A 26,401-nucleotide genomic window follows, 5' to 3' on the forward strand; every position below is an offset into this window, starting at 1 on the left:
AGTTTTTTTTGATTCATATGCTATACTCTATCCAAGTTAATACGAAAATCTCATAAATTTAATATTTACAAATGGTTCAGAAAATTAAATCAAAAAGACTAAGATCCTTTTTTAGGGGCGCGTCTATTTTCGTGCTTGTGTGCTTTGTGCAGACTTGCATTGTGCCTTTTGGCATTCCGCAGGCTCATGCGCAAGGGCTTTTGAGTCTTCCTGTGCCTGGCGCTAGTGTGTCTTTGACGCCTGCATTTTCTCCTGCTACTTTGATTGGTCTAAAAATTCATCCTGAAAATCCATTAAGAGTTGATTTTGTGGTAGATAGCGGAGATTTTGGGCTTTCCAATCAAGCATTTAAGAGCGAGACCGAAAAATTGATTAAGTATTTCTTGGCAGCACTCACAATTCCAGAAAAAGATCTCTGGGTCAATCTTTCTCCCTATGAGGAAAATCGAATCGTTGCAGACAATTTTGCTCAGACAGAAATGGGCAGAGACTTGCTTGCCCAGGATTATATCTTAAAGCAGATTACGGCGTCATTGATTTATCCAGACGACGAACTTGGAAAAGAGTTTTGGAAACGCATCTATCAAAAGGCTTATGAAGAGTATGGAACAGCGAATATCCCTGTTGATGCGTTTAATAAGGTATGGATTGTGCCCAAAAAGGCTGTTGTTTATGAAAATGGGGATAGGGTTTTTGTGGCGGAATCGTCTCTATCCGTTATGGTGGAGCAAGACTATTTAGCCATGACAAAGCATAGTCAAGGTAGCTCCGACGTTTCAGTCGGAGTCCCGACATCCGACGTTGGTTATAAATCAGGTAAGGAAGTCGGATCGTCGGGAAAGGTGATGCTGGAAACGGACTATGTTGCTTTGCAAGCAAAGCAACAAGTATCTAGTGAAGAGCATCTAGTATATGGTGATAATCAGCAACCAAATACCATATCCCAAATACCAAATACGGATAATAAATTAGCTTCCGACATTGTCCGCGAAATCATCATTCCTGCCCTTGAAAAGGAAGTCAATCAGGGCAAAAACTTTGCCCAGTTACGTCAAATCTATAATGCCGTTATTTTAGCCGCATGGTTTAAAACAAATCTAAAAAATGCTTTGCTCAACGAAGTTTATTCTGATCAATCAAAAGTTTCAGGTGTTGACGTTGAAGACAAAAAGATTACGGATAAAATTTATCAAAGATATCTAGAGGCTTTCAAAAAAGGTGTATGTAATTTTGTCAAAGTCGAATACGACGAGAATGAGCATAAAAATGTTCCGAGAAAATATTTCTCAGGGGGAACGGACTTGGCTCTTTCTTCTAGCGGAATTTTAGAGAAGACGAATCAATCGTCTTCGGTCATTCCAAGCGGGAAGTGTGCTCTTGTTGAGCAGAATTTTAGTGTTTTTTCTTCTACTGTTGTTGAGAAAATTAAGATTAAAGAGGAAGAGCCGTTTTCTGATATTTTAAAGGATGTATCTGATAATGAGCTTTTTATTTTAAAAGATATTCTTCGTAATCTTAATGTTCATTTTGCAGAAAGTGAATCAGATTTGATTAACGTTGAAAAGTTTTCTTTTAAAAATATTATTCTTAAGCTTAAGAAAATTCTGGATAAACATGGTGATGAAAAGAATAAACTAGATCTCCAAGATCCTAGATCTGAAGCATTGATTGGAAGCATTAAGCTTCAGGATGATGGCATTATTTCTATTGTGCACCCGATGTTTACAACTAGTGGTGTTCATGTTGAAAATTATCCTATTGTTGTTTTTGCACAAAATATAGCCGCTGCAAATTATGAGCAAGTACGGATTCGTCATTGGATCAATTTTTTTAGAGAGCACGATAAGAATTTAGATATAGCTATTAAAGATGGAAGATTTGGTACAATAATAAAATTTTGGATTGAAGGCAGCGATGCTCTTGGTTTAAAGAGGCCAAAAGTTGTTGCCAAGCGAAAAGAAGCATATCGAGCAAAGGTATTAGAATTTAAACAGATAGGGGCCTCTGGCAGAAATGGTTCGGGATCAAAGAATTTTAATGCTTTTCAGAGTAATGGAAAGCGGGATATCGATTTTGAGTACGATGATGAATTTGTTGTTAACTCTATTTTAGACATTTCTCCACAAGAACTTGGCAAAGTTTCTCGTGAACAATTGATTCAAAAGCTTGCTTCTTTAATGGCTATGTTAGCGGGAAAAGGTAGTCAGGAGATGGAGCTTTCAACATCAAAGGACAAAGAGCCTTTGTGGCTAGATTTTCGAACGGAATCAGCTATTGAGAGGAATTTTTCATCATTTGAACTTTTTCTTGAAGAAGTTTTTGGGCAGGAAGGAGACAAGGAAAAGATTTCTCCTTACAAAGCTTACTTTTTTTCAAAAGGACATAGAAAAAATGGTTCTAATGGTAAAAGTTTCTTTACTCCTCGAAAAATTGTTTTAACAATTGATAGAAAGCTCTTAAAGAATTTTATTATGAAATATAAAGAAAAACATGCTGGAGAAGGTAACGAGTCTGACCGCGTCTATATAGATGAAGATAATTTGAGAAAATATTATATTCTTTCGCTCTGGCTTGATCGAATGATTGAGCTTTTTGAGAAAGAAAGAGTTGTTGAGCGTTATGGTCGTATTGTTGTTGATAAAGAAAAGTTTGTTGGCGGTCGAGCTTATTCGGAAGACTTTAAATCTTTTGTTGAATTAAAGTCTGAAAAGAATATTTTTATTAATCTGGATGGAACAATTGCTGTTTATGATAGAGAAAGCGATCAGAAAGGTTATCGTTTTTATGATGATGCCGATAAGCTTTATGATGAGCTTAAAACTTTAAAGGACAATGGATTTAATATTATTCTTTGGAGTTCAAATTATGAGTGGTTTATTCGTCATAATTTTGTTCGAGAGTCTAGACATAAAAAATGGATAGACCTCTTTAGTTTTATAATCACTCAGGAAAATTATCGTGCACCAACAGATGTGGAGCTATCTGAAACTTATTTATCAGAAGAGTTTGCGGATGCTAAAAAACTTTATGGAATTTTTGACTCTTTTAAGGATGTCTCTATGTTCGGTCCTTTAAACCGTTTAATCTTAAGGTCAGAACCAATTTATTCGGAGCAGCGAACAGCTATAGAATCAAGGGTTGGTGATAGCACTTGTGTGATTGGTTATCGTGGAGAGGGAATTGATGGTATGGCCCAAAGAATCTTAAGTGAGGTTTTAACTGAGGCAGAAAAGACTCAGATAGAAAAAGCAAAAAAAGAGAAATTAGAAAAAATTGAGAAGGAAAAGGCTGAGCGAGAGCGAGTGGAGAAGGCGAGATTAGAGAAAATTGTGAAAGAAAAGGAGCAGCAAGCGAAGATCGCTGCAGAAAAGAAAGCTCAACGAGATGCAAAAAAGAAAGAAAGAGAAGAAAAAGAGCTAAAAATCAGAGCTTTTTCAAAGGATTATATAAAAGAGGCAGCAGCTGCAGAAATAATTTTAGAGAACATACTTCATAAGTACCCTCAGATGATGTTTGCGATTAGACTTTTTTCAAATGTTTATGAAAAAGCAGTAGGATTAGAGGAAAGTGATGACAATAATCAAATTGTAAGCGTGATTTCTGCTTTTTTTGCGATGCAAATAAAACGTCTTGCTTATAGGTCAGGAAAAACTTTAGATGAATATTTAGAGATCATATCTGGCAATGTCATTGACTCAGAAGGAAAAGTGACGCAACGAGAGGAAGTTGAAGAAATCAAGATTCTTTTGAGAGATATTTTAATTCATGAACTAATTAATGATGAGACGGATGAGTTAATGATTGAAAAGAAAGAAAAGGAATCAATGAGTGGTGACTTGATAATTAAAAAGATGCTAGACAATGGGATTCCGAAAGCTTTGGGAACTTCAGCGATAAATATTGAAGGATTATTAAGCGCATCTCAGGGAAGCGGTCAGGAAAAGAAAGTATCGCTGAACAAACAAGCAGCTCAAGCTGTCTCTTCGCTTCTGGATCAAATTTTTGATGATAAGTTTGATTTAGATGGCATAGAAAATCAGGAAAAACTTAAGAAGGAGATGGACCGCATTGGCTTGTTGATTTTAAGAGATTCGCAGCGAGATATATCTTCTAAAATAAAACATTGGGCGAAAGAGTTTCAAGGGTTTTCACAGGAAACAATTTTAAGTCGGTGGGCGAAATATAAAGAATCACAATTAAAGAATAAAAAAGATCTTTTGAAGTTTCATGTAACTCTTGCTGATGCGCAAAAAGGGTATTTGACGATTGAAGTAGTGCTTAAGCTTATCGAGCAGATGCAAGATATTTATAAAAAACTTGATGCAAAAGAAAGAAAAGAATTTTCTTTTCAAGAATGGATTGATCTTTGGGATATCAAAATTGATTCTTTTGTTGATAATCTTTTTGATTGTTATCGTTTGGCTGATGGGACTTTTTATTTTTCTAAATTGCCAAATTCGCTGCATCCATATTTTGTTAAAACTGGTAATAATTTATATGAATTAAAAGAAGCTTCTCATGGTAATCAGGTTAATTATTTTGACATTTGGTCCAAGTGGGTTTTTCCGGTTTTTCATAATTTTGAATCTGTTCCTGAAGCAAAAGTCCCTGGCATGCTCAATGCTGATGTGACGTTTTTCATGAATGATCCGAAAAGATTGGACAGTACTTTTTATACTTATAATGTGTTTCGCATGTTTGAGAAATTTCTAGCGAATATTTCAGTTGATAAGTTTTTTATTTTTAATGTTGATCATGGAAAAGAAAAGCTTCCAGCACAAGCAACTGGTATTGTGCGTTATAAGAAAGATGGGACGAGGGATTTGGTGGGTCAGACAAAGGATTTTAAAGATAAAATAATAAAACTGTTATCAGAGAAGAGATTTTTACAAAACGCGGATTTAAATGGCTTACTGCTTGCTCTTTATGTTCTAGCTGACGAGACGGATGTTGATCTTTTGCAATGGTATGGACAATATAAAATTGTCGAAGATCTCTTTGAGGGGGACAGGAGTGGAAATGGCCTTAGTTCTGAGAATAATATCGCACGTGCACGTCATTTTGATCGCGGTGTACGCACGTTAGCATTTTATATCTTAGATAAGCTTGCTGGTGGTTTTGAAAAGTTTACAGAAGATTCCTTTGTTGACATAAATAAGATTCAGAGCTCGGATGTTGTTATTTTTAAGGAGATAATTCTTCCGTCCGAATATTATAATCAGACAAAGTTCCCTGTTCTTGAGATGGTGGAGGGTGGATATATAACTTCTGGTGTAGCTGCTCAGATGATACAAATAGAATCTATGTTTTCTCTTGAGCCGCGTGCGTTTAATATTCTTAAGTTAATTCACGGCTTAGGGCAATCGCTTATTATGGAACCATCTCTTGATCGTAGCGTTTATGTTTTGGGTGATCAAATTCGGGCTGCAAGCAAAGGGTTTCATCCTGCTCATTTTGCTGAAGATGCACACCGTTACGTGGATTCTGACGGAGTTGTTTTTACACTAGAAGAGGTTGCGCAGAAGAAAAAAACAAAAGAAGAATTCGTAGCAACTAATACTGATTCAATGGATCTGATCGATTTATCATTAGATGAATATGCTAGGGTTTTTGAGAATTTAACAAGCAAGATTGATTTATCTGTTTTGATTAATTTGACATTAGAGAAGTATGCTGAGACGCTTACTATGGCTGTAAATTTCTCAGTGCAAAGATATTTGCCTTTGATCAAGAAAGTTATTGAAATACGTAATGAATATTTTGAACGATATCAACAATATCCTGCGATTTCTATTGTCAGTAATCGTGATCAAGTTCCAAATGATGCTTTTATTGAGCCAAAAGAAATGAACAATAGGGATATCGCAAATAAAATTTTAGGTACAGGACTTCCTGACATTATCCCTCTTAATGGTCAATTGGTCGAAAATTTAGCCGTAGAGCATATTGAGAGCTTGTTATCTTCTGGGGATGACACACAAGTTTTAAAGCCAGTTGATTCGAATGATAATCGACTTTTTCCTGCGCTGGCCGCAGATCAACTACTCCAAATTTTTGGGATCATCAATGCTTCAAGCAAATCAATGGCAATGATTAATCATATTGCTCGTCAGTTTCAGACGAAAGAAGATCTTGAAGATCTTTTGGCTTGTGTTTTGGGTAATTTTTCTTCCAAGCTTTCTTATCGATCTTCTTTGACCGCTAATTTTATTGTACAAAAAGGTTTTGCCACAAATGAGCAGATGTCAATGGCCTTTGGGCCGGCCTATCGTTATGACTCCTTTAATCCGTATTATTCTTTAGACAATATTCATTTCTTTGATATTCCAGAATACGGAGTTCCTCAGAATATTAATTTTTCATATTATTTTGATTCAAATGAAAAGGCAATTCTTTATCAAATAGCGGAGAATAAGGGTGGGCATGAATTTGTCCGCTATGAATATTCTGGATCTAAGAGGATTAGTAAAGATTTTGTCCGAGATAGAAAAGAAGATCTTAATTCTGATATTGCAGAGGTTTTAATTGCTTTGGATCGTTTGGCAAATAAAACTCTTGATTTTGCAGATAAGAAATATGGGGATTTTAAATTAGATGTAGAAAAAGAATTTGGAGCAAAGATTGATGATAGCAATAAATATTTGTTTCTTGAAAAATTGCTTGATGCTGTGCTTGATGCTTTGCAAGAAACAGAAATATCTAATGATGGTGAGTTTCTTGACATGCTTTTAAAGGTAGAAAGGGGTGTTGTTTTAGCAAAAACATTAATTGAGACACGAAATAGTATGGACGAGCTATATCCGTTTGCTTTAGAAAATCGGGTCGAGAATTTTGAATATATTGAGAAGCGTATTGAAGAATCTAAAGAAGATCAAAAAATAAATATGTATATTGAGCAGAGATTTGCTGGTGCGATTTCAGAGAATTTTCGCGCTTTGATTGAGGGGCTTCTCCAGTCTAGTCCAAGGATTAAGGTGGATCTTTATATTTTGAGTGATGATCCAAATTATGATTTTGTTCCAAGGAATGGAAATCAAATTGTCGATCCTTATCAAGGATTTACGACTACGGTTGTTCGCAGTTTAGATGAGCTTGAAGTAATCAAAAAACAAGATTGTCTTCATGTTGGATTGAATTATGATGATTTTGAAAATCCTCAAGACGAAAATATTTTTGTTGTGGATCTTGCGCATAATGTTCAAGGGGAACTTGATTTTTCACTGAAACGCCAAGAATTATCAACGAGACTCAATCTTGATCTAGATGATCCTTCTGGATCTATTCCGATCAATCCAGCTTTATTGAAACGAAAAAAGATTCGTAACGAAATTTGGTCTTTAGATGATCTCCTGAGACGCAGAGGCGCATTTTTAGATAAAATTTTAACTTCTAAGCAGTTGGAAGTATTGCAATCGAGCGTAGATGCGTTGCCGGACGGCAAAAGCGTTTTTAATGTTAACATGTCTGTTTTGTCATATATGTCACCAAGTAATCTAGAAAAGTTTCTAGAAGAGATGAGTATCTTAAGATCAGCTATTCTTGATGATGATTTGAATGATATTTTTATTAGCGCTGGAGAGGAGCACGGTAAGCAGATTGTTCTTCTTTGGGAGGATTCAGGGTACGTAGCCGAGAGGCTTGATCTTAAGAAGTTAACAGATGACATTGGGATTACAGTTATTGACCAAGCTGGAGAGGTTTATCCCGGATTAAAAGAAAAAAGAATTCCTGTAACAATTATTCGCTGTCATGAGTTGAGTGAAAAACAAAGAAAAGAACTCTTTTCTGAATTGGCTGGAACGGCGAAAATAGTAGAAAAAGATTTGGGTAATGGAAAAGGAAAGAGTAGATTCTTTGTTGATTTCCCGATTTATATTTCTGGTATGTCTTCGAAATTTTTTAATTTATTATCCACAGGGTCGATGTTTATTCACGATAATTTTGTGATCAAGACTGGTGAAATGAAATCTTATCTTCAAAATATTCTTAGAAGGGCTTTTGCTTTTGAATCGAAGGATCGGAATAATGGCCCAGCAATTCATAAAGCAGAAATCCTTGTGCCTGATATGATCATGGGAGGCCAGGCAAAGAATTCTAGGATAGTGATTCAGAAAGGATCTCATAACAACGAAATAAAGACTGCTGCCACATTTGGGCCAATGTTTGCTTTGGGGAAATATTCTGATCTTGTTGGTAGAACACTGCATTCGCAATCGATTGCTGAAACTTTTTCTAATTTTTCAGCTGTTGAAGATTTGCTCTGCGGGATTGCTGGAAGGATTATTGAAGCAGAGGATGTTCCTAATAAATCATCTGTTTTTATTAAATCAAAAGCAGATTCTGATCAATTGGGCAGTGCAGCACAACCCAAAGAACAGCCTTCGTCTTCAACTAAGAAATTTTTTCCCCCGAAAGAACATTCTCTTTATGCAGGGTTTATGTGGTTGCAACAAAATAGTCCGGAATATTTTAATCTTTTTATCAAAAAAGCAAAGAATCCTAATATGGTTATTAAGGATAAAAGTTTTATTGCTGCTGTTACGGATTGCGGGTTGTGGAACGGCAAGGATGGAGAAGCCGGAGATATTTTGCCAGAAGCAAGGCAATTTGTATTGGACAGCATTAAGGCGTCCGAAGATGAGGCAGGTAACTTTGATGAAGGGGCCGATGTATCAAGTAGTGCCATTAGCGATCATTTTAAGGTTGATGATCAAGGACATATAAAATATGTTGATGAAAATTTTAAAGAAAATCCTACTATCAAACTTGATTTTGAAATGATTGGTTTTCGTCATATGATTACGTTTGCGAATGAACAAGGAATTCTGCAAGGGGGGCCTAGTAACGGTGAAGATAATAAGCTAAGTGAAGAAGGAAAAAGGCAGGCCACAGAGGATTTAGCTCCAGCACTTTATGCAATGCTTAAAGAAAAAATTGAGCAAGGAAAGAAAATAGTGATTGCTCTTAGTGAGGCAGACAGGACGATTGAAAGTATTCAGCCCTTTATTAATTTTGTTAAGGAAACACTCGGCATTGATTTAGAGGTTAAGGTCTATCCTCAGTCCAACGAAAGATCTTTTGGCAACTATGAAGGGAAAACATTGAGCGAGTTTCAGGAAAGTGATTCGGAGACTTACATAAAGGTTATTAAAAAGTTTGATTCTACAGCTAAAATAGGAGGAGGCGAAAGCGATATCGATGCTCTCAGCCGTTCTTATGATTTTCTTCAAGCGCTGAAAAAAGAGTATGATAACACGGACACAACCGTTGTCCTTGTAAATCATGGAATGTTTCTTCTTGCTTGCTTGGCTAATTTGGGACACAATCGGGTTGCGGATGAAAACGAAAATATTAATTTCTGGAAATTTGATGGTACATTTCCTGGTCATGGCGAAATTATTAATCTTTCTGACCCTAAGAGCGATTATGAAAAAAAATCTGGCATAATTTCTGCATATGATCCGAAAGCAAGCACAGGCGGTATTGATTTTAGTTCTGATAAACTTGATTTGGAAACTAGAGGCCAGGGGATTGATTTTACGATTCCAGATGAATTGCGTAATATCGATTGGGCGGACGTTGATGGGCTTGTTCCTATGATTATTGAGATTATTCCATTGGTCAATTTCCAGGGATTTGTGCGGGGAGAAGATGAGGCTGAGTTTCTTAAGGAACAAGATTTAGCTTATTTTGATTTGACAAAGTCATAAATATTCGATAAACTCTATACACTTAATTCAGTAAACTAACGAAAGGAGTTTCCATGGAAGAGTTATCTTTCTACGATGTAAAAACAAAGGCAAAATTCAACTCTAGCGAATATGAGGTTAGAGAAAAAAGTGGTCGTTTTTTTGCTGTTACAAAATCACAGCAAGGAACACATGAATGCTGGAGAGTTCTTTCTAAAGATCAAGCAGCAAAATTAAAGAAGTAATCCGGTAAAACGAATTTATTGATCACATGCATAAATTTTTTTACGGGCAAAAGCGTACATTAGGCTCGGTTAAGATTTGACAAAAAAATCTTCTGTTACAAGTAAAAAACCCCAGCGGACCTCAAAGAAAACCATTCAATTGATTGCGGAGCTTGCCTTAAGCAAGAAAGCAGAAGATTTGGTTGTACTTGATATTCGGAAAGTCGCAAATTTTTGTGATTATTTTATTATTTGCTCTGGAAATTCTGATCGTCAGGTTAAAGCCATTGCTGATGGGATGCGTGAGGGCCTTAGTGAACAAGGTACTTTTGTGGCTCGTCCACAAGGTTACCGCGATGCTAAGTGGATTATTATTGATATTGGAGATGTCGTGGTTCATGTTTTCGAAAAACAAGCGCGGGAGTTTTACGGGTTAGAGTATCTCTGGCAAGGCGGAAAAAAAATTGATTGGCAAAAGTAAATTCGCTTATGCTAGTAAATTTCAAGATCCAATTAGAAGATTTCATTAAAAAGTCACTCGAAGGAGCCACCCAAGGCTCCTTTGAGCTTCCTTCCATTGAGTTAGAAAAACCAAAAGAAAAAACGCATGGTGATTTTTCATCTAACGTTGCTTTACGTTGTGCCAAAATTTTCAAAAAAAGTCCTATGGCTATTGCCGAAGAATTTAAAGGGCTTATTATCCAGTCTATTGAAAATTCTCCCTTAAAGAGCAAAATTAAATCTGTTGAAGTTAGCCCGCCAGGATTTATTAATTTCTTTTTATCTGATAAAGTATTCTGCGATATCCTTGAAGATATTTTGCGATTAGGTTCTCAGTTTGGAAAATCAAGTATTGGTAAGGGGCAGAAAATTCAGATTGAATTTGTTTCGGCTAATCCTACAGGGCCTCTGACCGTTGCTCATGCACGTCAAGCTGCCGTCGGAGATGTGCTGGGTAATATTTTAGGATTCTTAGGTTTTGAGGTAAAAAAAGAATATTATATTAATGACGAGGGAAATCAGATTAAGATTTTGGGTCAATCGATTCGGCTTAGAGCACGCGAAATTTTAGGTGATACTATTGAGTTTCCGGAAGATCATTATCAGGGAAGTTACATTAAAGATATTGCCAATGATTTCTTAAGGGAAAATCAAATTAAGGATATCGTTGGGCTTGAAAAGAAAAAAGAAAAAGATTTTGAAGAATTTGGCGTTATATATCTTTTAGACCGAATCAAAAATGATTTAAAAGATTTTGGTGTTCAGTTTGACACTTGGACATCGCAAGCTAAAGTTGCTAATCCAGAGAGCGTTAAAAAAGCTTTGGAGTCGATTGCTGCAAAAGGGCATATTTATACTGAAGAGGGTGCGACATGGTTTCGCACAACCGCATTGGGTGATGACAAAGATCGCGTTGTTAAAAAGTCTGATGGTCAATATACGTATTTGGCGCCGGACATTGCCTATCATAAAAATAAATTTGAGCGGGGATTTAATCGTGTTATTGATATTTTGGGTCCGGACCATCATGGATACGTGGCTCGACTTAAGGCAGCTGTCCAAGCCCTTGGTTATGATTCAAGGAATTTGGATGTTTTGATTGTTCAGCTAGCTACGCTTTATCGAGATGGCAAACCTTTGTCAATGTCAACGCGCAAAGGAGAATTTATCAGTTTGCGCGAAGTTATCGATGAGGTGGGCGTTGATGCGGCTCGATTTTTCTTTTTGATGAGACATATTAAAATTCATTTGGATTTTGATTTAGAACTTGCCAAAGAACAATCTCCAGAAAATCCTGTTTATTATATTCAGTATGCGCATGCGCGCATTAAAAGTATTTTCGCGAAAGCAAAGGAACAAAAATTTAAACCTTCAAAGAAAAACTTCTCATCTTTTCAGGAACCTGAAGAGATTGATTTAATCCAAAAAATGGCAGCATTTGAAGATGCGCTTGCAATCTGTTTGGTTCAGCTTGATCCGTTTGGTATGGTTTCGTATCTTATGGACTTAGCAGGTTGTTTTCATAAGTTTTATGATAAGCATAAAGTGATTGGGGATGACCCAAAATTGTCTTCAGACCGTCTTGTTTTAATTGAGGCGGCGCGCATTGTATTTGCTAATGGATTAAATCTTTTAGGTGTAAGCGTTCCGGAAAAGATGTAGTCATGCCCAAGAAGTGGTTTATTAAAACTCCCAATCCTCACCTGCAAGTTCAGTTAAGCAATGTTCTTAAAATCCATCCGATTGTTTCTCAACTTTTAGTGAATCGTGGTGTCAAAACTCCTGAAGAAGCAAAGCAATTTCTGTTTAGCGATTTTAAAGATTTACACGATCCTTTTTTGCTTAAAGATATGGATAAGGCTGTTAATCGTATCAGGCAAGCAAAAGATAACGGGGAAGTTGTCCTTGTTTTTGGGGACTATGATGTTGACGGAGTGACTTCTTCTGCGATTCTAACAAAGGCGCTAAAGAAATTGGGAATCAAGGTCATTAATCATATTCCGCATCGTTTAACTGATGGGTATGGATTAAATCATGAGATTGCAAAAGAAGCAAAAGAAAAAGGTGTGAGCCTTTTGATTTCTGTTGATTGTGGCATTAGTGCAATCGAAGAGGCTAAGACATTAAAAGATAATGGAATTGATGTGATTATTGTTGATCATCATGAGCCTTTGAAAGAAAACGTTCCAGACGCTGTTGCTGTCATTGATCCAAAGCGCAAAGATTGTCCGTATCCGTTTGGAGGGTTGGCTGCTGTTGCTTTGGCCTTTAAGCTGGCGCAAGCTTTGCATGGAACGCAATATATCGAAGATCTTGATTTGGTAGCCTTGGGAACGATTGCAGATGTTGTTCCTCTTTATGGAGAAAATCGAATTTTTGTAAAATCAGGATTGCCGGCCATTGAAAAAACAAAGAATTTTGGACTTAGGGCTCTTATGGATGGCGCACGGATCAAAAAGAAATTAACGCCGCGCCATGTTGGATTTATTTTAGGGCCTCGTATTAATGCCATGGGTCGCATTGATTCAGCCGAAAAATCTCTGCAACTTCTTTTAAGTGAGAGCGCTGATGAGGCAAGAGGCATTGCGCAGGTTTTAGAGGATCACAATAAGCAACGTCAAAAAATGCAAACTGAAATTATTGATGCGGCGCTTAAAAAAGTAGAGCAAGAAGTGAATTTTAAGACAGATCGAGTTATTGTTGTTGGAGAACAAGGATGGCACAGAGGAGTTGTTGGCATTGTTGCTGCAAGGATTATGGATACTTATTATCGGCCTACCATTGTTCTTTCAATTGAAGAGGGCATAGCTGTAGGATCGGCTAGATCGATTCAAGGATTTCATCTTTTTGATGCGCTTAGCCAATGCTCGTCTTTGTTGGAAAATTATGGTGGACATAAATATGCAGCTGGCTTGACGGTTCGGGAAGAAAATATTTCGGGTCTTCGAGAGAAGATGAACAGAATTGCTTGTGATACTCTTTGTGCAGAAGATCTTATTCCGAGCCTTTCGATTGATTGTGAGATTGCTCTTTCGGATGTTAATATGAATTTGGTTAATCTGGTTAATAAGCTTGAGCCTTATGGGGAAGGAAATCCAGAGCCTATTTTTTGCTCGAGAGCGGTAACCGTGAAAAGTCCGGCTGTTGTGTTGGGTAGAGGGACACTAAAATTTTGGGTTACAGATGGCATTAATGTTTTTTCTGCAGTTGGATTTGGAATGGAAAGTTATCGCAACGTTGTTGAGCAGGGTAAGAAAGTAGATCTTGCCTATAAAGTTTCAATCGATGATTGGAATAAAGAGCCAACAGTCCAATTAGAGTTAAAGGATATCAAGGAAGCTTAAGTTTGCGGAAGCCAAGCGACGCAAATTTTAGCTGATGTTATCCCGAATTTTTTAATGAGGGATTAAAGAAAATTTATAGTGTTCGTAGAGTTTTTGGCGCTTGTAGAGTTTTAGCTCTGTAAGCTCAAAGAATTAAAGAAATTGTTTAGGCTGCTTTTGTAATTTTTCCAGCTTTGATACACTTTGTGCAGACAGAAGTTCTTTTGGTAGAGTTCTTTAAAACAATTTTAACGCTTTGCAGATTTGGGCTAAATCGTCTTGGAGATTTTCCGACAATTTTTTGACCTGCACCGCCTTTTCGGACAGCCATACCACGCCTTTTGTATTTACGTCCAGCGATCGAGGTTTTTCCACATATTTCGCATGATTTTGCCATAATTTTTTCCTTAAATGAGGCCGAAACTTATGGAATTTTTATGATATAAGTTTTTTGGCCGAATTTACCTCATGCCCGAAGGGCATTGGGGTTTCAATTATTTTGATTCTTGAACGTTACCCCATGCCCGAAAGGCATTGGGTTGAAATAGAAGTATACTAAAAAATGGCGTTTTGTCAAGTAGGAAATTGATCGAAAGACACTGCAAAACTAAGGTTTTTTTATTTTAAGATATCTGTTATAATGCCATTTAGAAATTTCAAATAGAAAATTCAAGATAGAGGAGAATATGAAAAGAAAAGTTATTTGGATTTTAATTGGTTTGATTATTATTGGAACGGTTTCAGCGCTTTTGGTTATGCGTTCAATGTGCATGTCAACATGCATTGCAAGCTTTGAAGGAGCTTATCCTGAGATTGCTTGTAAGTATGAATGCGCTATTCTTGATAAATTTAAGAAACCATCAAGATAAGCACTAGTTATGCCTAACGAGATTGCCTCAAAGCTCAATCCTGAGCAAAAAAAATCTGTAATGCATGGCGATGGGCCACTTTTGATTATTGCCGGAGCAGGTACCGGCAAGACAACGGTTATTACGCGTCGCATTGCACATCTGATTGTGGATGAAAAAGTTAAGCCGAGTGAAATATTGGCGCTGACTTTTACAGATAAAGCGGCTTATCAGATGCAGGAAAAAGTCGATATCTTGGTCCCGTATGGTTTTACGGATACATGGATTTCAACGTTTCATTCATTTGGAGATCGGGTTTTAAGAGAAAATGCTTTAGAGATTGGACTTGATCCAGATTTTAAAGTTTTGACTCGACCGCAAGCGGCTGTTTTTTTTCAGGAAAATCTTTTTAAATTTCAACTTAATCATTTTCGTCCGCTAGGAAATCCTATTAAATTTGTTGATGCGATGATTTCTCTTTTTTCAAGAGCGCTCGATGAAGATGTTTCTCCGGAAGAATATCTAAAACATGCAGAAAGCCTTAAAAAGGAGTCTGCGGAAAATCCAAAAGACGATGCTCTCAAACAAGAATCAGAGTGTCAGATGGAACTTGCGATTTGCTATAAGCAGTATCAGGATCTTCTTTTAAAAGAGGGGAAACTTGATTTTGCAAATCAATTTTATTTATCTTTAAAGTTGTTGCGTGAGCATCCGCGTGTTCTAAAGAGATATCAAAATCAGTTTCGTTATATTTTGGTTGATGAGTTTCAGGATACCAATTATGCGCAATTCGAGCTTGTGAAGATTTTGTTATCACAAAACAATAATTTGACTGTTGTTGCGGATGACGATCAATCGATTTATAAATGGCGTGGAGCTGCTGTGAGCAATATTATGAATTTTGTTCAACTGTATCCTGATAGCGAAAAAATTGCGCTGACACAAAATTATCGATCAACACAAAATATCTTGGATGCCTCGTATCGCTTGATTCAAAATAATAATCCTGATCGTTTTGAGGTGCAAGCCAAGATCGATAAAAAGCTAATTTCTCAGAATAAAAAAGGACAGGATCCAAAACATATCCATTTTGATACGTTGTCTTCTGAGGCCGATTGGGTATCTGAATATATTAGCGAGTGCATCGATCAAAAGAAATATGTATATAACGATTTTGCTATTCTTGTCCGATCTAATGCTACAGCGGATCCTTTTATTCGCGCATTAAATATGCGCGGCATTCCATGGCAGTTTAGTGGCAACCAAGGATTGTATTCTCTTAAAGAAGTCCGGCTGTGTATTCATTTTTTGCGCATGATTGCTAATCCTGGTGATTCATTAAGCTTGTTTTATTTGGCGACGTCAAGTATTTATCAGATTCCAGCAGTCGAATTAACGCAAATGATGCATCATGCCAAGAGAAGACAATGGGATTTATTTTATACGTTAAAGCATATAGACCAAATTCAAGAGTTTTTGGAGTTGTCTGATGAATTTCTTGAAAAAAAGGATCAGTTTCTCAAGGATGTCGAGAAGTATATCGATTGGGCAAAAGATTATACAACAGGAAGATTGCTTTATACGTTTTTGACTGACACAGGTTTTATTGCGGGTCTTGTTAGAGAACAAAATATCGAAAACGAAGATACGTTAAGAAATATTGCAAAGTTTTTTGATGTTGTTAAGAATTTCGAACATGTGACTAATGAAGATCGTGTTTTATATTTTATTCAGTATTTGGATATGATGATTAATGTCGGAGATGATCCTGCGGTTGCAGAGGCGGATATTGATACGTCTGCGGTTAATGTAATGACAATACATAAAGCTAAAGGATTAGAGTTTCCAGTTGTTTTTATGGTTAGCTTGATTGAAAAGAAATTTCCGTGGCCAAGGCGGAGTGATCCGATTGAACTCCCTTCTGAGCTTATCAAAGACATTTTACCTTTAGGTGATTTTCATATTCAAGAGGAGAGAAGACTTTTTTATGTTGGAATGACGCGTGCCAAGGAAGAATTGTTTTTGACATCTGCGGTTGATTACGGGACAAAACAGCCTAGGAAAGTAAGCCGTTTTGTTGTTGAATCTGTTGAAGAGAAAAGAGATGCCTATACGATTAAGACAACGGCACTGCAAGCTATTGAGCGAAATGCTCCTAGTGCAGTACCGTTTGTTTCTGCAAAGAAAATTATTGATGACAAAGAGATTCTAAAGTTAAGTTATTATCAGATTGATGATTATTTGACCTGTCCGTTAAAATACAAATATATTCATATTCTTCGCGTGCCGATTATGACGCATCATACGGTTGCCTATGGAAAAGCACTTCATGATGCCGTTCAGCTTTATCATCAGAGAAAGATGGATGGCAAGGATGTTTCTTTGGATGACGTTGTTCAAGCGTTTGAACGTTCATTTCAAAAGCAGGGATTTTTGTCCAGAGAACATATTGAGCTTCGTATTCAAGGAGCGAAGCAGGCGCTGGAAGAGTTCTATTTACAACAAGAGCGACTAAAAATTATTCCGTCGTTTGTTGAAAAAGAATTTTCATTTATGATTGAAAATAATCGCATGGTTGGCCGATGGGACCGTGTCGATGTTGTTGATGGAGTGGCAACTGTTATTGATTTTAAATCGTCGGAAATTAAAAAGCAGGTTGATGCGGATAAAAAAGCAAAAGCAAACTTACAGCTTAATCTTTATAGCCTTGCGTATGAAAAAATGACTGGAACACTTCCTGCTTTTAAGGAGCTTCATTTTCTAGAGACAGGATTGGTTGGGCGTGCAGAAGTTACTCAAAAGGATATTGATAAAATTTTAGCGGCTATCAAAGACGCTTCTGATGGTATTCGAAAGGGAACATTTGACCCTAAACCAGATTTTTTAGCTTGTTCCTATTGCGCATATAATCAAATTTGTCCAAAAGTTAAAATTAATTTGGCATAAATTAATGAAACAGAATTTAGATTTATTTTATTATCATCAGCTGCAAGAAAAGCAGTATCAAGCATGGGAAAATAAGTGCCTTAATTGCGGCGCATGTTGTGGATTGCAAGATGGAGATCCTTGTGAGCATTTAAGGATGAGTACAGAAGGAAAGTCTTCGTGCGATATTTATGAAAATCGTTTTGGGCTTCATAAGACACAGCAGGGCAGAGAATTTCGTTGCGTTCCTATTAGGGATATTTTGCATAAAAGTTGGCCAGGAGACTGTGGCTGCGCCTATAAATATAAAACGGACCCATCTTGACAGAAGGCTATTATCGCCTTAGAATAAGTTTCAATATTATTTAGTTATTTATAACAGGGGGCGAAATACATGTATCGGGAGCAAATTAAAGTTTTAGATTGTACGATCCGCGATGGGGGATTGATTAATAATCATGATTTTGATATTAAGTTTGTCCGTGAAGTCTATAAGGCTGTTTCTCAGTCTGGGGCTGATTATATTGAGCTTGGGTACAAGAACTCTAAACATCTTTTTTCTGAAAAAGAATATGGGCTATGGAAATTTTGTGAAGATGATGTAATCCATCAGGTTGTTGATGGTATCGAATCTAATGCCAAGGTTTCGGTTATGGTTGATATTGGACGTGTTAATATTGATGATGTGAAGCCTGCGGCGGACAGTCCTGTGGATATGGTGAGAGTTGCTTGTTATGTTAAAGATATTGATAAAGCCATTGCTATGGTTAATGATTTTCATGGGAAAGGTTATGAAACAACCATCAATATTATGGCTATTTCACGTGATCAGGGGCCAGAACTTACGCAAGCTTTGCGTCAAGTTGAAAAAGAATGTCAAGCTAAGGCGATTTATATTGTTGATAGTTTTGGCGCTCTTTATCAGGAATCTGTTGAAGATTTAGTCAAGCAGTTTAAAGATATTTTAAAGACAAAAGAGGTTGGATTTCATGGACATAATAATCAGCAGCTTGGATTTGGAAACACTATTGAGGCGATTATTCATGGAGCAAATTTTTTGGATGCGACTGTTTATGGGATTGGGCGTGCGGCAGGCAATTGTCCCTTGGAGCTTTTGCTAGGATTTTTGAAAAATCCAAAATTTGATATTCGTCCACTTTTAGATTTAATTTCTAAAGAATTTATTCCATTGCGTAATAAAATTGAATGGGGATATATTATTCCTTATGCGATTGCTGGCATGCTTAATGAGCATCCTAAGCTTGCGATGGCGTTGCGTGAAAGTGAGCATAAAGAAAATTATCGTGAGTTTTACGAAAGCTTAGTAAGCACGGAAACAGAATAATCTAAAAAACAACGGAGGTTTTCATGCCTGGGAAAAAAGTTGTTATTTTTGATGATGAAATAGACATGTTGACAGTAACGGAAACAATACTGACAAGTCGTGGTTTTGATGTTATAACATTTAGCTCGTCAAAGGATGCGATTAAGGATATTAAGAGAGAAAAGCCAGATTTAATTCTTTTGGATATTAACATGCCTCACAAAGATGGGTATCAGGTGTGTGATGAAGTTAGATGTGACGAAGAAATTAAACATATTCCGATTATTGTTTTTACAGCACAAACGATTGAAAAAGATTTGATTGATAAAGCTCATGCGTTTTATGGGGCCGATGATTATGTGATTAAGCCTTTTGAGGCGAATGATTTAGTTGATAAAATTAATAAAAATATTTTAAAGCATAGTTGATGGACGGAGGAAGGTATGCATAAAATTTTGATTGTTGAGGATGATGTTGACCTTGCGACTGTTTTACAGATGAATCTTGTATCAAAAGGATTTGAAGTTTTTGTGGCACATGATGCGATTCAGGGTACAAGTTTAGCGCATAACAAAAATCCTGATTTGATTATTTTAGATATTAATTTGCCTGCGGGTGGAGGATTAGCGATATTAAGAAATGTTAAGATGTCGATCAATACTAAATTGATTCCGGTTATTATTCTTTCAGGCACAGAAGATGAGCAGCTTATTCATGAAGTTTTGCATGGGGGAGTCGAAGATTATATTAAAAAACCTTATGACCTTGAAGATCTGTGCAAGAGAATTAACCATATTTTGCATGCTACCGAATAGTTTTTTATTAGACGCATCATGTTAAAAAAACTTAAACTAAGACCTAAATTTTTTCTCTCCTTAATTATTATTTCGATTGTCCCTCTTGTTATTATCAGTTTGTTTAACTATCTCTATACAAAATCGGAAATTAAAGAAAGAACTGTTGGGAATTTGCGCGCCCTTAACGATTCGCGCGTTGCGCATATTAATCAATTTATTCGGCTTCGTCAGGAGCAGGCTAAGGCGCTTGCGGGTACCTTTACGATACGTCAGCTTGACCCTCAGGGAGCTAATTCACCTCGAACGGTTCAGATGGTTCAGGCTGATATTGAATCTGTTTATAGTGAAATTAAAAAAACACCTCGAAGCGATTATCGAGATATTGATCTTGCTTCATCGATTGCCAATATAAGTGTTTGGGATATTCATGGCAATATTATCGCAAATACAAATCGTTTTTTAGTCGGAAAAAAAATGCCGTTTAAGTTTTTGCATATTTTATATAGCAAAGGGACTTATTTTATGGGATTTGAAAAGGACTCTTTGACGGATGAAAAATTCTTAACAATTCTAGAAGGCGTTCGAAATTGGGAATCGGGAGAGTATTCTGGTGTTGTTTTTTTAAGAAGCGATGCTAACGTTCTTGATGAGATTACGGCCGCACGCAAAGGTTTGGGAAGAACCGGGGAGACATATATTGTTAACAAGTCAAGGCTGATGATCACTGAATCCCGGTTTGTTAAAGATGCTATTTTAAATTTAGAGGTAAATACACGGGCCGTTGATGCATGTTTTGATTCTGACAAAACAAAAAGTCCAGAAATTTATAAGAATTACAGAGGGGACATGGTTTTAGGCGTTCAAAGATATCTGCCGGATCAGCAATGGTGCGTTATAACAGAAACAGCCACAGAAGAAGCTTTTGATCCAGTGACGGCATTTCGCAATCGTATTCTTGTTATTGGTGGATGTTTAATTCTTTTGATTTTATTTTTAGTGCATGTTGCAGGACTAGCTTTTGTTCGTCCTATTTTACAAATTCGAGATGCGTCTTTAAAAGTGGCAAGAGGTAATTATGATGTAACAACAAAGGTTGATAGCGAGGATGAATTGCATGATCTTTCTCGCTCGTTTAATCAAATGACCAAGGTTTTGGCAAGCACAACGGCACAACTTCATGAAAAGAATAAAATTCTAGAACAGCAAAAAGAAGAGCTTAAAAAACTCAATGAATTAAAATCAGAATTTGTTTCAATGGTTTCACACGAACTTCGAACGCCGATGTCGATTATCAGAGGAAGTCTTTCACAGCTCGCCGATGAAACGGTAGTAAATACCAAAGAAATAAGTCAGCGATTAATTAATATTTCTTTAAACAATATTAAGCGTTTAACAGAAATGATCAATAACTTATTGGATTTATCAAAGATTGAAGCTGGAAAGATTGAATTGCATAAGGAAGATATCGATATTGTTGGTGTTCTTAAAGAAATATGTCAAACATTTGAGCTAAAAGCCAAAGATCATCAAATTCAAATGCGATATCGTTCTTCTTCTGAGAGCATTATAGTTAACGTGGATCGTGATAAAATTATTCAAATATTTTTTAATTTAACGGGCAATTCAATGAAATTTGTGGAAAAAGGTTTTATTGAAGTTTCGGCAGAGGATAAGGGCGATCATATTCTTTGCATGGTTGAAGATTCTGGCCCTGGAATTTCTAAAGAAAGCTTGGACAAGGTATTTAGCAAGTTTCAGCAGCTTGGCCATAAAGCCATTAATGATCCTGGGACAAAGGGAACAGGATTGGGTCTTTCGATTTCAAAAGGTTTAGTTGAGCTTCATGGCGGAACGATTTGGCTCGAGAGTGAAATTGGCGTCGGAACAAAGTTTATATTTACCTTGCCGAAGCAGAATGTTGATTCTGGCGATAGCCAAGAATAAGAATGATTTAAAAAAATGAGTGTGGTAGGCATGCTTTTTTCTTATCTGCGATTTTCTTCTGCATTTAGATTTCTCTTGTAAAAGAAAATAGAATATAGATAATATAAGGATACTTTTTAAAAAGGATTGTCCTATGAATGATATTGTTGCAAATATTAAAAAACTTAAAAAAGAACGCAACGCGGTTATTCTTGTGCATAATTATCAGTTGCCTGAGGTTCAGGATATTGCTGATTTTACAGGGGATTCCTTAGGCTTGAGCATTGAAGCCTCAAAAACAAGCGCTGACGTGATTGTTTTTTGTGGAGTTCATTTTATGGCTGAGACTGCTAAGATTTTGTCTCCACAAAAAACTGTTTTGATTCCAGATTCCAGCGCAGGTTGTCCGATGGCGGATATGATCACTCGAGAACAATTGCAGGATCTAAAGAAAAAGCATCCTAAAGCAAAAGTGATTTGTTATGTGAACACATCGGCGGAGGTAAAGGCAGAATGTGATTATTGTTGTACGTCTGCTAATGCTGTTGAAATGCTTGAAAAAGCATTTGATGAAGATGATGAAATCTTATTTGTTCCTGATAAATATTTAGCTTCCTATGCGGCATCTCAAACAAATCGTAATGTTATTATTTGGCAAGGATATTGCCCGACGCATGCACGAATATTAGCAGAGCATATTATTGATCTTAAAAAGCTTCATCTGAATGCCAAGGTGATGGTTCACCCAGAATGCAGTGGCCCTGTGATCAGGGAAGCGGACGAAGTTTTATCGACATCGGGAATGTTGCGTTATGCTAAAGAATCGGATGCGAAAGAGTTTATCGTTGGAACAGAAGTTGAAATGGTTTATCCGTTAAGCAAGGAAAATCCAAACAAGATTTTTTATCCTGTAACAGAGTTAGCCGTATGTCCGAATATGAAAAAAACAACATTAGAAAAAGTTGAGATTTCTTTAAGGAATATGGTTTATGAAGTTATTTTATCGCAAGAAATTATCAAGGGTGCTAAAAAACCAATTGATAATATGATTAAATTTCGACAGAATGCACAGTTAACAAAGAAATGAAAAATCCAAAAATTTATTTAGATAACAATGCCACAACACCGCTTCATCCGGAGGTCAAGAAAGCTTTGGTTGAGGCAATGGAAGTTTTTGGTAATCCTTCTAGCATGCACGAGTTTGGGAGGGAAGCAAAAACGTTATTGGATAGTGCGAGAGAAAAGGTTTCTTCTTTTATTGGGGCCAATATTGATGAGGTTGTTTTTGTTGGAAGCGGGTCAGAAGCTAACAATACAGTTCTTTCGATGTTGGCTTGTCCGTCAAAACATTGCTGCAGTTTTCAGAGTGCATCGAAAAAAATTATTACAACTAAGATCGAGCATCCGTGCGTTTTTGAGACAGCAAAGTGTTTGCGCGATCGTGGCATTGAGGTCGATTTTTTAGATGTGGACGAATATGGGAAAATAAATATTGAGCAATATAAGGAAATTCTTTTAAGAGGCGGCGTTTCTTTAGTTTCGATTATGACAGCTAATAATGAAATCGGGACAATCCAGGACATCAAAATGTTGTGTCATTTGGCTCATAAGCATGGATCTTTGTTCCATACGGATGCTGTACAGGCTGTTGGCAAAATACCTATTGATGTTAATGATTTGAATGTTGATTTTCTAACACTTTCTGGACACAAAATATACGGGCCCAAGGGTATCGGAGCGTTATATGTAAAGAAGGGAATTAGTTTTTGTCCGCTGATTCGAGGTGGCCATCAAGAAAAAGGACGTCGCGCCGGAACAGAAAATGTATTAGGTATCATTGGCCTTGGAAAAGCTGTTGAGATGCGTTCAAAAGAAATGGCGGAAGAAGAAAAACGTCTTTTACGCTTAAAGAATTTGTTGAAACATGGGATTGAAAAAAGTATTCCTGATATTCATTTTAATGGCCATCCTGATGATTGTTTGGCTGGAACATTAAATGTTTCTTTTTCTGGAGCCGAAGGAGAAGCGATTTTGCTTTATCTTGACATGGAAGGCATCAGTGTTTCAACCGGATCGGCATGTTCCTCAGGATCTCTTGATCCGTCTCATGTTTTGCTCGCAACTGGGGTGGGAGCTGAGCAAGCGCATGGCTCTATCCGTATAAGCCTTGGGCGCGAAACAACACAAAAAGAAATTGAATATTTGCTAGAGGTATTTCCTAAGATAATTAATAAGATACGCGAAATGTCAACGGCATACGTAAGGAAAGATAAATAATGGAATCTAATTGGGTCTATACCGATAAAGTTAAAGAGCATTTTATGCATCCAAAAAATGTTTTAAAGGATGATGAGGGTTTTAAGCCGGATGGTGAAGGAATGGTTGGAAATATTAAATGTGGCGATCAAATGATGATGATGATTAAAGTTAAGGATGATATGATTATTGATTGTCGATGGAAGACATACGGATGCGCATCGGCGATTGCAAGCACATCGGTTCTTTCTGAGATGATTAAAGGAATGAGTCTTAAAAAAGCATTTAAATTAACGCCAAAAGAAATTATGCAGCAATTAGGGTCTCTTCCAGAGCATAAAATTCATTGCTCGGTTTTGGGAGATAAAGCGCTACGTGCTGCGATTAATGATTATTATCAAAAAAATGGCATGACTGATAAGGTTTGCAAGGAAGAGGCAAAGATTATTTGTCAATGTATGAATGTTACTGATCACGAAATAGAAGATGCTGTTTTAGAAGGTGCTCGAACGTATTATGAGCTTCAAGAGCGGACAAAGCTTGGGACGGTTTGTGGTCAGTGTGAAACAGAAGCAAAAGTGATTTTGGAAAAATACATTAAAGAACATTTTAAATAAGAGCGTAACTTAGAGAACTTAGTGAGATAAGTTGTTTGCTTGAATTTATCCTTGACCATCAAAATGTAAAAGGTCAAGGATTTAGCTTATAGCAATTTTAACACAGGAGGGCATATGGCAAAGTTTGATGCGAAAGCTTTTGGAATTAGTTGTGGAGTTGTTTGGGGTGTTGGTATGTTTTTTCTTGGAATTTTCGATATTTTTTCAACGTGGGGTTGCGGGATAACCAAAATGATGTCAACGCTTTATATCGGGTATCAGCCTACAATTTTAGGAAGCGTTATTGGCGCCCTTTGGGGATTTGTGGATGCTGGCATTGGTGGTTTTGTTTTCGCACTTTTGTATAACAAATTAGCGAAATAAAGTAGAGCATAGGTTTAGATGGGCGGCCTTTAAAAAAAAGGCCGCCCATTTTTATTTATTCAATCATTAAAACTTAAGACTTTTTTTGTTAAGTAGCAAAGATTTATGTTATAATCACATATCATTTTTTGTATTTTAAAATAAGGAGATTAGTTTGTCTAAAAAACCAAGAATGACGTCTTTTGAGAAATCATCCTTGATTTCTCAATTTAATATTTTTTTTGTTTTATTTTCTGTGATCCCTTTGGGGGTTCTTTATTATTTTTATCGTCAACTTACTGACTCTGGAAAGATTGAAATTACGATTGAAGATTTTAGGGCAACGCTGACTTTGGTTGTTCTTGGGATTGCGGTTGGTTATTTTGCAATGAATATGGTTTTTAGAAAATTATTGCGTTTAATCAAAAGTAATCAAAGTGCTTTGCAAAATTTCTTAGACGATGACAAGATGGGGGAAATTCAGTCAAATAATAATGAGGTTGCTGTTTTAACGAAAACATTTAGTGAGATTCGTTCTAAATTAGAGCAAAATGTTGAAAAACTTGAGATGGCCAAAAATACCTTGCAGTCTGTTTTGGCTAAAGTTGGAGAAGGGATTTCTTCTGTTCAAAATATTGATGCATTTTTAGAGCTTATTGTCGAAACGCTTGTTGATGCTGTTGGAGCAAAATCTGGTGCATTGCTTTTTTTAGATTCGGAAGCTACAGAGCTGAATGTTCGAACGGTATTAGGGGAGAATTTAAAAATTAAGAGAAATGCCTGCTTTAAGGTTTCTGAATCTATTTTTAAGTCGGTTATTGAATCAAGAGAAAACTTGATTATTTCTCAAAGGGATTCCGCTGCATTTAAGTTGACTGCTAAACACGATTATTTCGAATTTCCGCTGGTGTGCGCACCTCTTTTAGTCCACGATAAAGTGCTGGGTATCATTGTTATCTGCGGACGAAAATTCGATACAAATTTTACACATGATGATGCGTCGCTTTTGACAAGCATTGCAACGCAAACGGCAATAGCGGTTGAAAACGATCAGCTTAATCTTGATGCGGAAAAAACATACTTTGATATCATTTCAGCTTTAGCTTTAGCTGTTGAGGCAAAAGATCCGTATTCTCGCGGGCATTTGGATCGAGTTTCTGATTATTCTTTGAAGATTGCAGAAAAATTTGGCCTGACTGATGATGAAAAGAAATTGTTGCGAGATGCCGCACGATTGCATGATCTTGGAAAGATTGGAATCACAGACGATATCCTTTGTAAAAACGGCCCATTAACAGAGCAAGAATGGGTTGTTATGAGAAACCATCCCGAAATTGGTGAGGGCATTGTAAAATCAGTCAAGTCGCTTTCTGGGCTTTGCGATATTGTTCGTCATCATCACGAGAAGCTTGACGGAACAGGTTATCCAGATGGTCTCAAGGGTGACGAGATAAGTTTGCTGGTGCGCATTTTAGCGGTTGCAGATATCTGTGATGCTTTAATGACTAATCGTCCTTATCGAAGAGCCTTAAGCGCTGAAGAGACAAAGAAAACGTTAAAAGAGATGGGCGATAAAGTTGACCAAAAAATTGTTGATGCGCTTGCTTCAATTCTTTAGGATATCCCTTTTTA

Annotated in this window: 18 protein-coding genes; 17 read left to right on the forward strand and 1 reads right to left on the reverse strand. The window is 36.7% G+C overall.

What is annotated here, in order from left to right; genetic code table 11:
- The first annotated feature begins 146 nt into the window (after positions 1–146).
- From PHY73_02690 to recJ, 5 genes are all read left to right on the forward strand, one after another.
- On the forward strand, positions 147–9,710 hold the full coding sequence (locus tag PHY73_02690) for a phosphoglycerate mutase family protein (protein ID MDD3374614.1): 9,564 nt from the start codon (positions 147–149) through the stop codon (positions 9,708–9,710).
- 53 nt (positions 9,711–9,763) lie between these two features.
- Positions 9,764–9,934: a hypothetical protein gene (locus PHY73_02695; protein MDD3374615.1), complete on the forward strand. Its 171-nt coding sequence runs from the start codon at positions 9,764–9,766 to the stop codon at positions 9,932–9,934.
- 76 nt (positions 9,935–10,010) lie between these two features.
- Complete coding sequence (gene rsfS, locus PHY73_02700) at positions 10,011–10,394, forward strand: ribosome silencing factor (GenBank protein ID MDD3374616.1); 384 nt, start codon at positions 10,011–10,013, stop codon at positions 10,392–10,394.
- An 8-nt stretch (positions 10,395–10,402) separates the two neighbouring features.
- A complete protein-coding gene (argS, locus tag PHY73_02705) occupies positions 10,403–12,076 on the forward strand; it encodes an arginine--tRNA ligase (protein ID MDD3374617.1) in 1,674 nt (557 codons plus the stop codon).
- A gap of 2 nt (positions 12,077–12,078) precedes the next feature.
- Positions 12,079–13,758 (forward strand): single-stranded-DNA-specific exonuclease RecJ, encoded by a 1,680-nt coding sequence (gene recJ / locus PHY73_02710; protein ID MDD3374618.1) that lies wholly within the window; start codon positions 12,079–12,081, stop codon positions 13,756–13,758.
- 145 nt (positions 13,759–13,903) lie between these two features.
- Here recJ and rpmB read toward each other — a convergent pair whose 3' ends face one another.
- The gene (rpmB, locus tag PHY73_02715) at positions 13,904–14,134 is read right to left on the reverse strand and encodes a 50S ribosomal protein L28 (GenBank protein MDD3374619.1); all 231 of its coding nucleotides are present in this window, start codon (positions 14,132–14,134) and stop codon (positions 13,904–13,906) included.
- 289 nt (positions 14,135–14,423) lie between these two features.
- Here rpmB and PHY73_02720 point away from each other — a divergent pair, with 289 nt between their 5' ends.
- From PHY73_02720 to PHY73_02775, 12 genes are all read left to right on the forward strand, one after another.
- Positions 14,424–14,606 carry a hypothetical protein gene (locus tag PHY73_02720; GenBank protein ID MDD3374620.1) on the forward strand — a complete coding sequence of 61 codons (183 nt, stop codon included), beginning with the start codon at positions 14,424–14,426 and terminating at the stop codon, positions 14,604–14,606.
- A 9-nt stretch (positions 14,607–14,615) separates the two neighbouring features.
- Positions 14,616–17,531 (forward strand): UvrD-helicase domain-containing protein, encoded by a 2,916-nt coding sequence (locus tag PHY73_02725; GenBank protein ID MDD3374621.1) that lies wholly within the window; start codon positions 14,616–14,618, stop codon positions 17,529–17,531.
- A 4-nt stretch (positions 17,532–17,535) separates the two neighbouring features.
- Entirely contained in the window at positions 17,536–17,835 is a 300-nt protein-coding gene (locus tag PHY73_02730) for a hypothetical protein (GenBank protein MDD3374622.1), read from the forward strand.
- 69 nt (positions 17,836–17,904) lie between these two features.
- The gene (locus PHY73_02735) at positions 17,905–18,855 is read left to right on the forward strand and encodes an aldolase catalytic domain-containing protein (GenBank protein ID MDD3374623.1); all 951 of its coding nucleotides are present in this window, start codon (positions 17,905–17,907) and stop codon (positions 18,853–18,855) included.
- Positions 18,856–18,878: 23 nt separating this feature from the next.
- A complete protein-coding gene (locus tag PHY73_02740) occupies positions 18,879–19,262 on the forward strand; it encodes a response regulator (protein ID MDD3374624.1) in 384 nt (127 codons plus the stop codon).
- Positions 19,263–19,277: 15 nt separating this feature from the next.
- Positions 19,278–19,649, forward strand: coding sequence for a response regulator transcription factor (locus PHY73_02745; protein MDD3374625.1), 372 nt, complete (start codon positions 19,278–19,280; stop codon positions 19,647–19,649).
- Positions 19,650–19,667: 18 nt separating this feature from the next.
- Positions 19,668–21,575 (forward strand): sensor histidine kinase, encoded by a 1,908-nt coding sequence (locus PHY73_02750; protein MDD3374626.1) that lies wholly within the window; start codon positions 19,668–19,670, stop codon positions 21,573–21,575.
- A 133-nt stretch (positions 21,576–21,708) separates the two neighbouring features.
- Complete coding sequence (gene nadA, locus PHY73_02755) at positions 21,709–22,641, forward strand: quinolinate synthase NadA (GenBank protein MDD3374627.1); 933 nt, start codon at positions 21,709–21,711, stop codon at positions 22,639–22,641.
- Positions 22,638–23,831, forward strand: a complete 1,194-nt coding sequence (locus PHY73_02760; protein ID MDD3374628.1) for an IscS subfamily cysteine desulfurase — start codon at positions 22,638–22,640, stop codon at positions 23,829–23,831. The genes nadA and PHY73_02760 overlap by 4 nt, the downstream gene beginning before the upstream one ends.
- Positions 23,831–24,427, forward strand: a complete 597-nt coding sequence (locus PHY73_02765; GenBank protein ID MDD3374629.1) for an iron-sulfur cluster assembly scaffold protein — start codon at positions 23,831–23,833, stop codon at positions 24,425–24,427. The genes PHY73_02760 and PHY73_02765 overlap by 1 nt, the downstream gene beginning before the upstream one ends.
- 114 nt (positions 24,428–24,541) lie before the next feature.
- Positions 24,542–24,790, forward strand: a complete 249-nt coding sequence (locus PHY73_02770) for a bacteriophage holin (GenBank protein ID MDD3374630.1) — start codon at positions 24,542–24,544, stop codon at positions 24,788–24,790.
- A gap of 154 nt (positions 24,791–24,944) precedes the next feature.
- On the forward strand, positions 24,945–26,387 hold the full coding sequence (locus PHY73_02775; protein MDD3374631.1) for an HD domain-containing protein: 1,443 nt from the start codon (positions 24,945–24,947) through the stop codon (positions 26,385–26,387).
- Positions 26,388–26,401 lie beyond the last annotated feature (14 nt).

The organism is Candidatus Omnitrophota bacterium, from assembly GCA_028693815.1.
Lineage (GTDB): Bacteria > Omnitrophota > Gorgyraeia > Zapsychrales > Aceulaceae > Aceula.

Bases quoted from the DNA above. Each gene is read 5' to 3' on its own strand.
- PHY73_02695 (MDD3374615.1), top strand. From the start codon at position 9,764: ATGGAAGAGTTATCTTTCTACGATGTAAAAACAAAGGCAAAATTCAAC.
- argS (MDD3374617.1), top strand. From the start codon at position 10,403: ATGCTAGTAAATTTCAAGATCCAATTAGAAGATTTCATTAAAAAGTCA.
- recJ (MDD3374618.1), top strand. From the start codon at position 12,079: ATGCCCAAGAAGTGGTTTATTAAAACTCCCAATCCTCACCTGCAAGTT.
- rpmB (MDD3374619.1), bottom strand. From the start codon at position 14,134: ATGGCAAAATCATGCGAAATATGTGGAAAAACCTCGATCGCTGGACGT.
- PHY73_02720 (MDD3374620.1), top strand. From the start codon at position 14,424: ATGAAAAGAAAAGTTATTTGGATTTTAATTGGTTTGATTATTATTGGA.
- PHY73_02725 (MDD3374621.1), top strand. From the start codon at position 14,616: ATGCCTAACGAGATTGCCTCAAAGCTCAATCCTGAGCAAAAAAAATCT.
- PHY73_02730 (MDD3374622.1), top strand. From the start codon at position 17,536: ATGAAACAGAATTTAGATTTATTTTATTATCATCAGCTGCAAGAAAAG.
- PHY73_02735 (MDD3374623.1), top strand. From the start codon at position 17,905: ATGTATCGGGAGCAAATTAAAGTTTTAGATTGTACGATCCGCGATGGG.
- PHY73_02740 (MDD3374624.1), top strand. From the start codon at position 18,879: ATGCCTGGGAAAAAAGTTGTTATTTTTGATGATGAAATAGACATGTTG.
- PHY73_02745 (MDD3374625.1), top strand. From the start codon at position 19,278: ATGCATAAAATTTTGATTGTTGAGGATGATGTTGACCTTGCGACTGTT.
- PHY73_02750 (MDD3374626.1), top strand. From the start codon at position 19,668: ATGTTAAAAAAACTTAAACTAAGACCTAAATTTTTTCTCTCCTTAATT.
- nadA (MDD3374627.1), top strand. From the start codon at position 21,709: ATGAATGATATTGTTGCAAATATTAAAAAACTTAAAAAAGAACGCAAC.
- PHY73_02760 (MDD3374628.1), top strand. From the start codon at position 22,638: ATGAAAAATCCAAAAATTTATTTAGATAACAATGCCACAACACCGCTT.
- PHY73_02765 (MDD3374629.1), top strand. From the start codon at position 23,831: ATGGAATCTAATTGGGTCTATACCGATAAAGTTAAAGAGCATTTTATG.
- PHY73_02770 (MDD3374630.1), top strand. From the start codon at position 24,542: ATGGCAAAGTTTGATGCGAAAGCTTTTGGAATTAGTTGTGGAGTTGTT.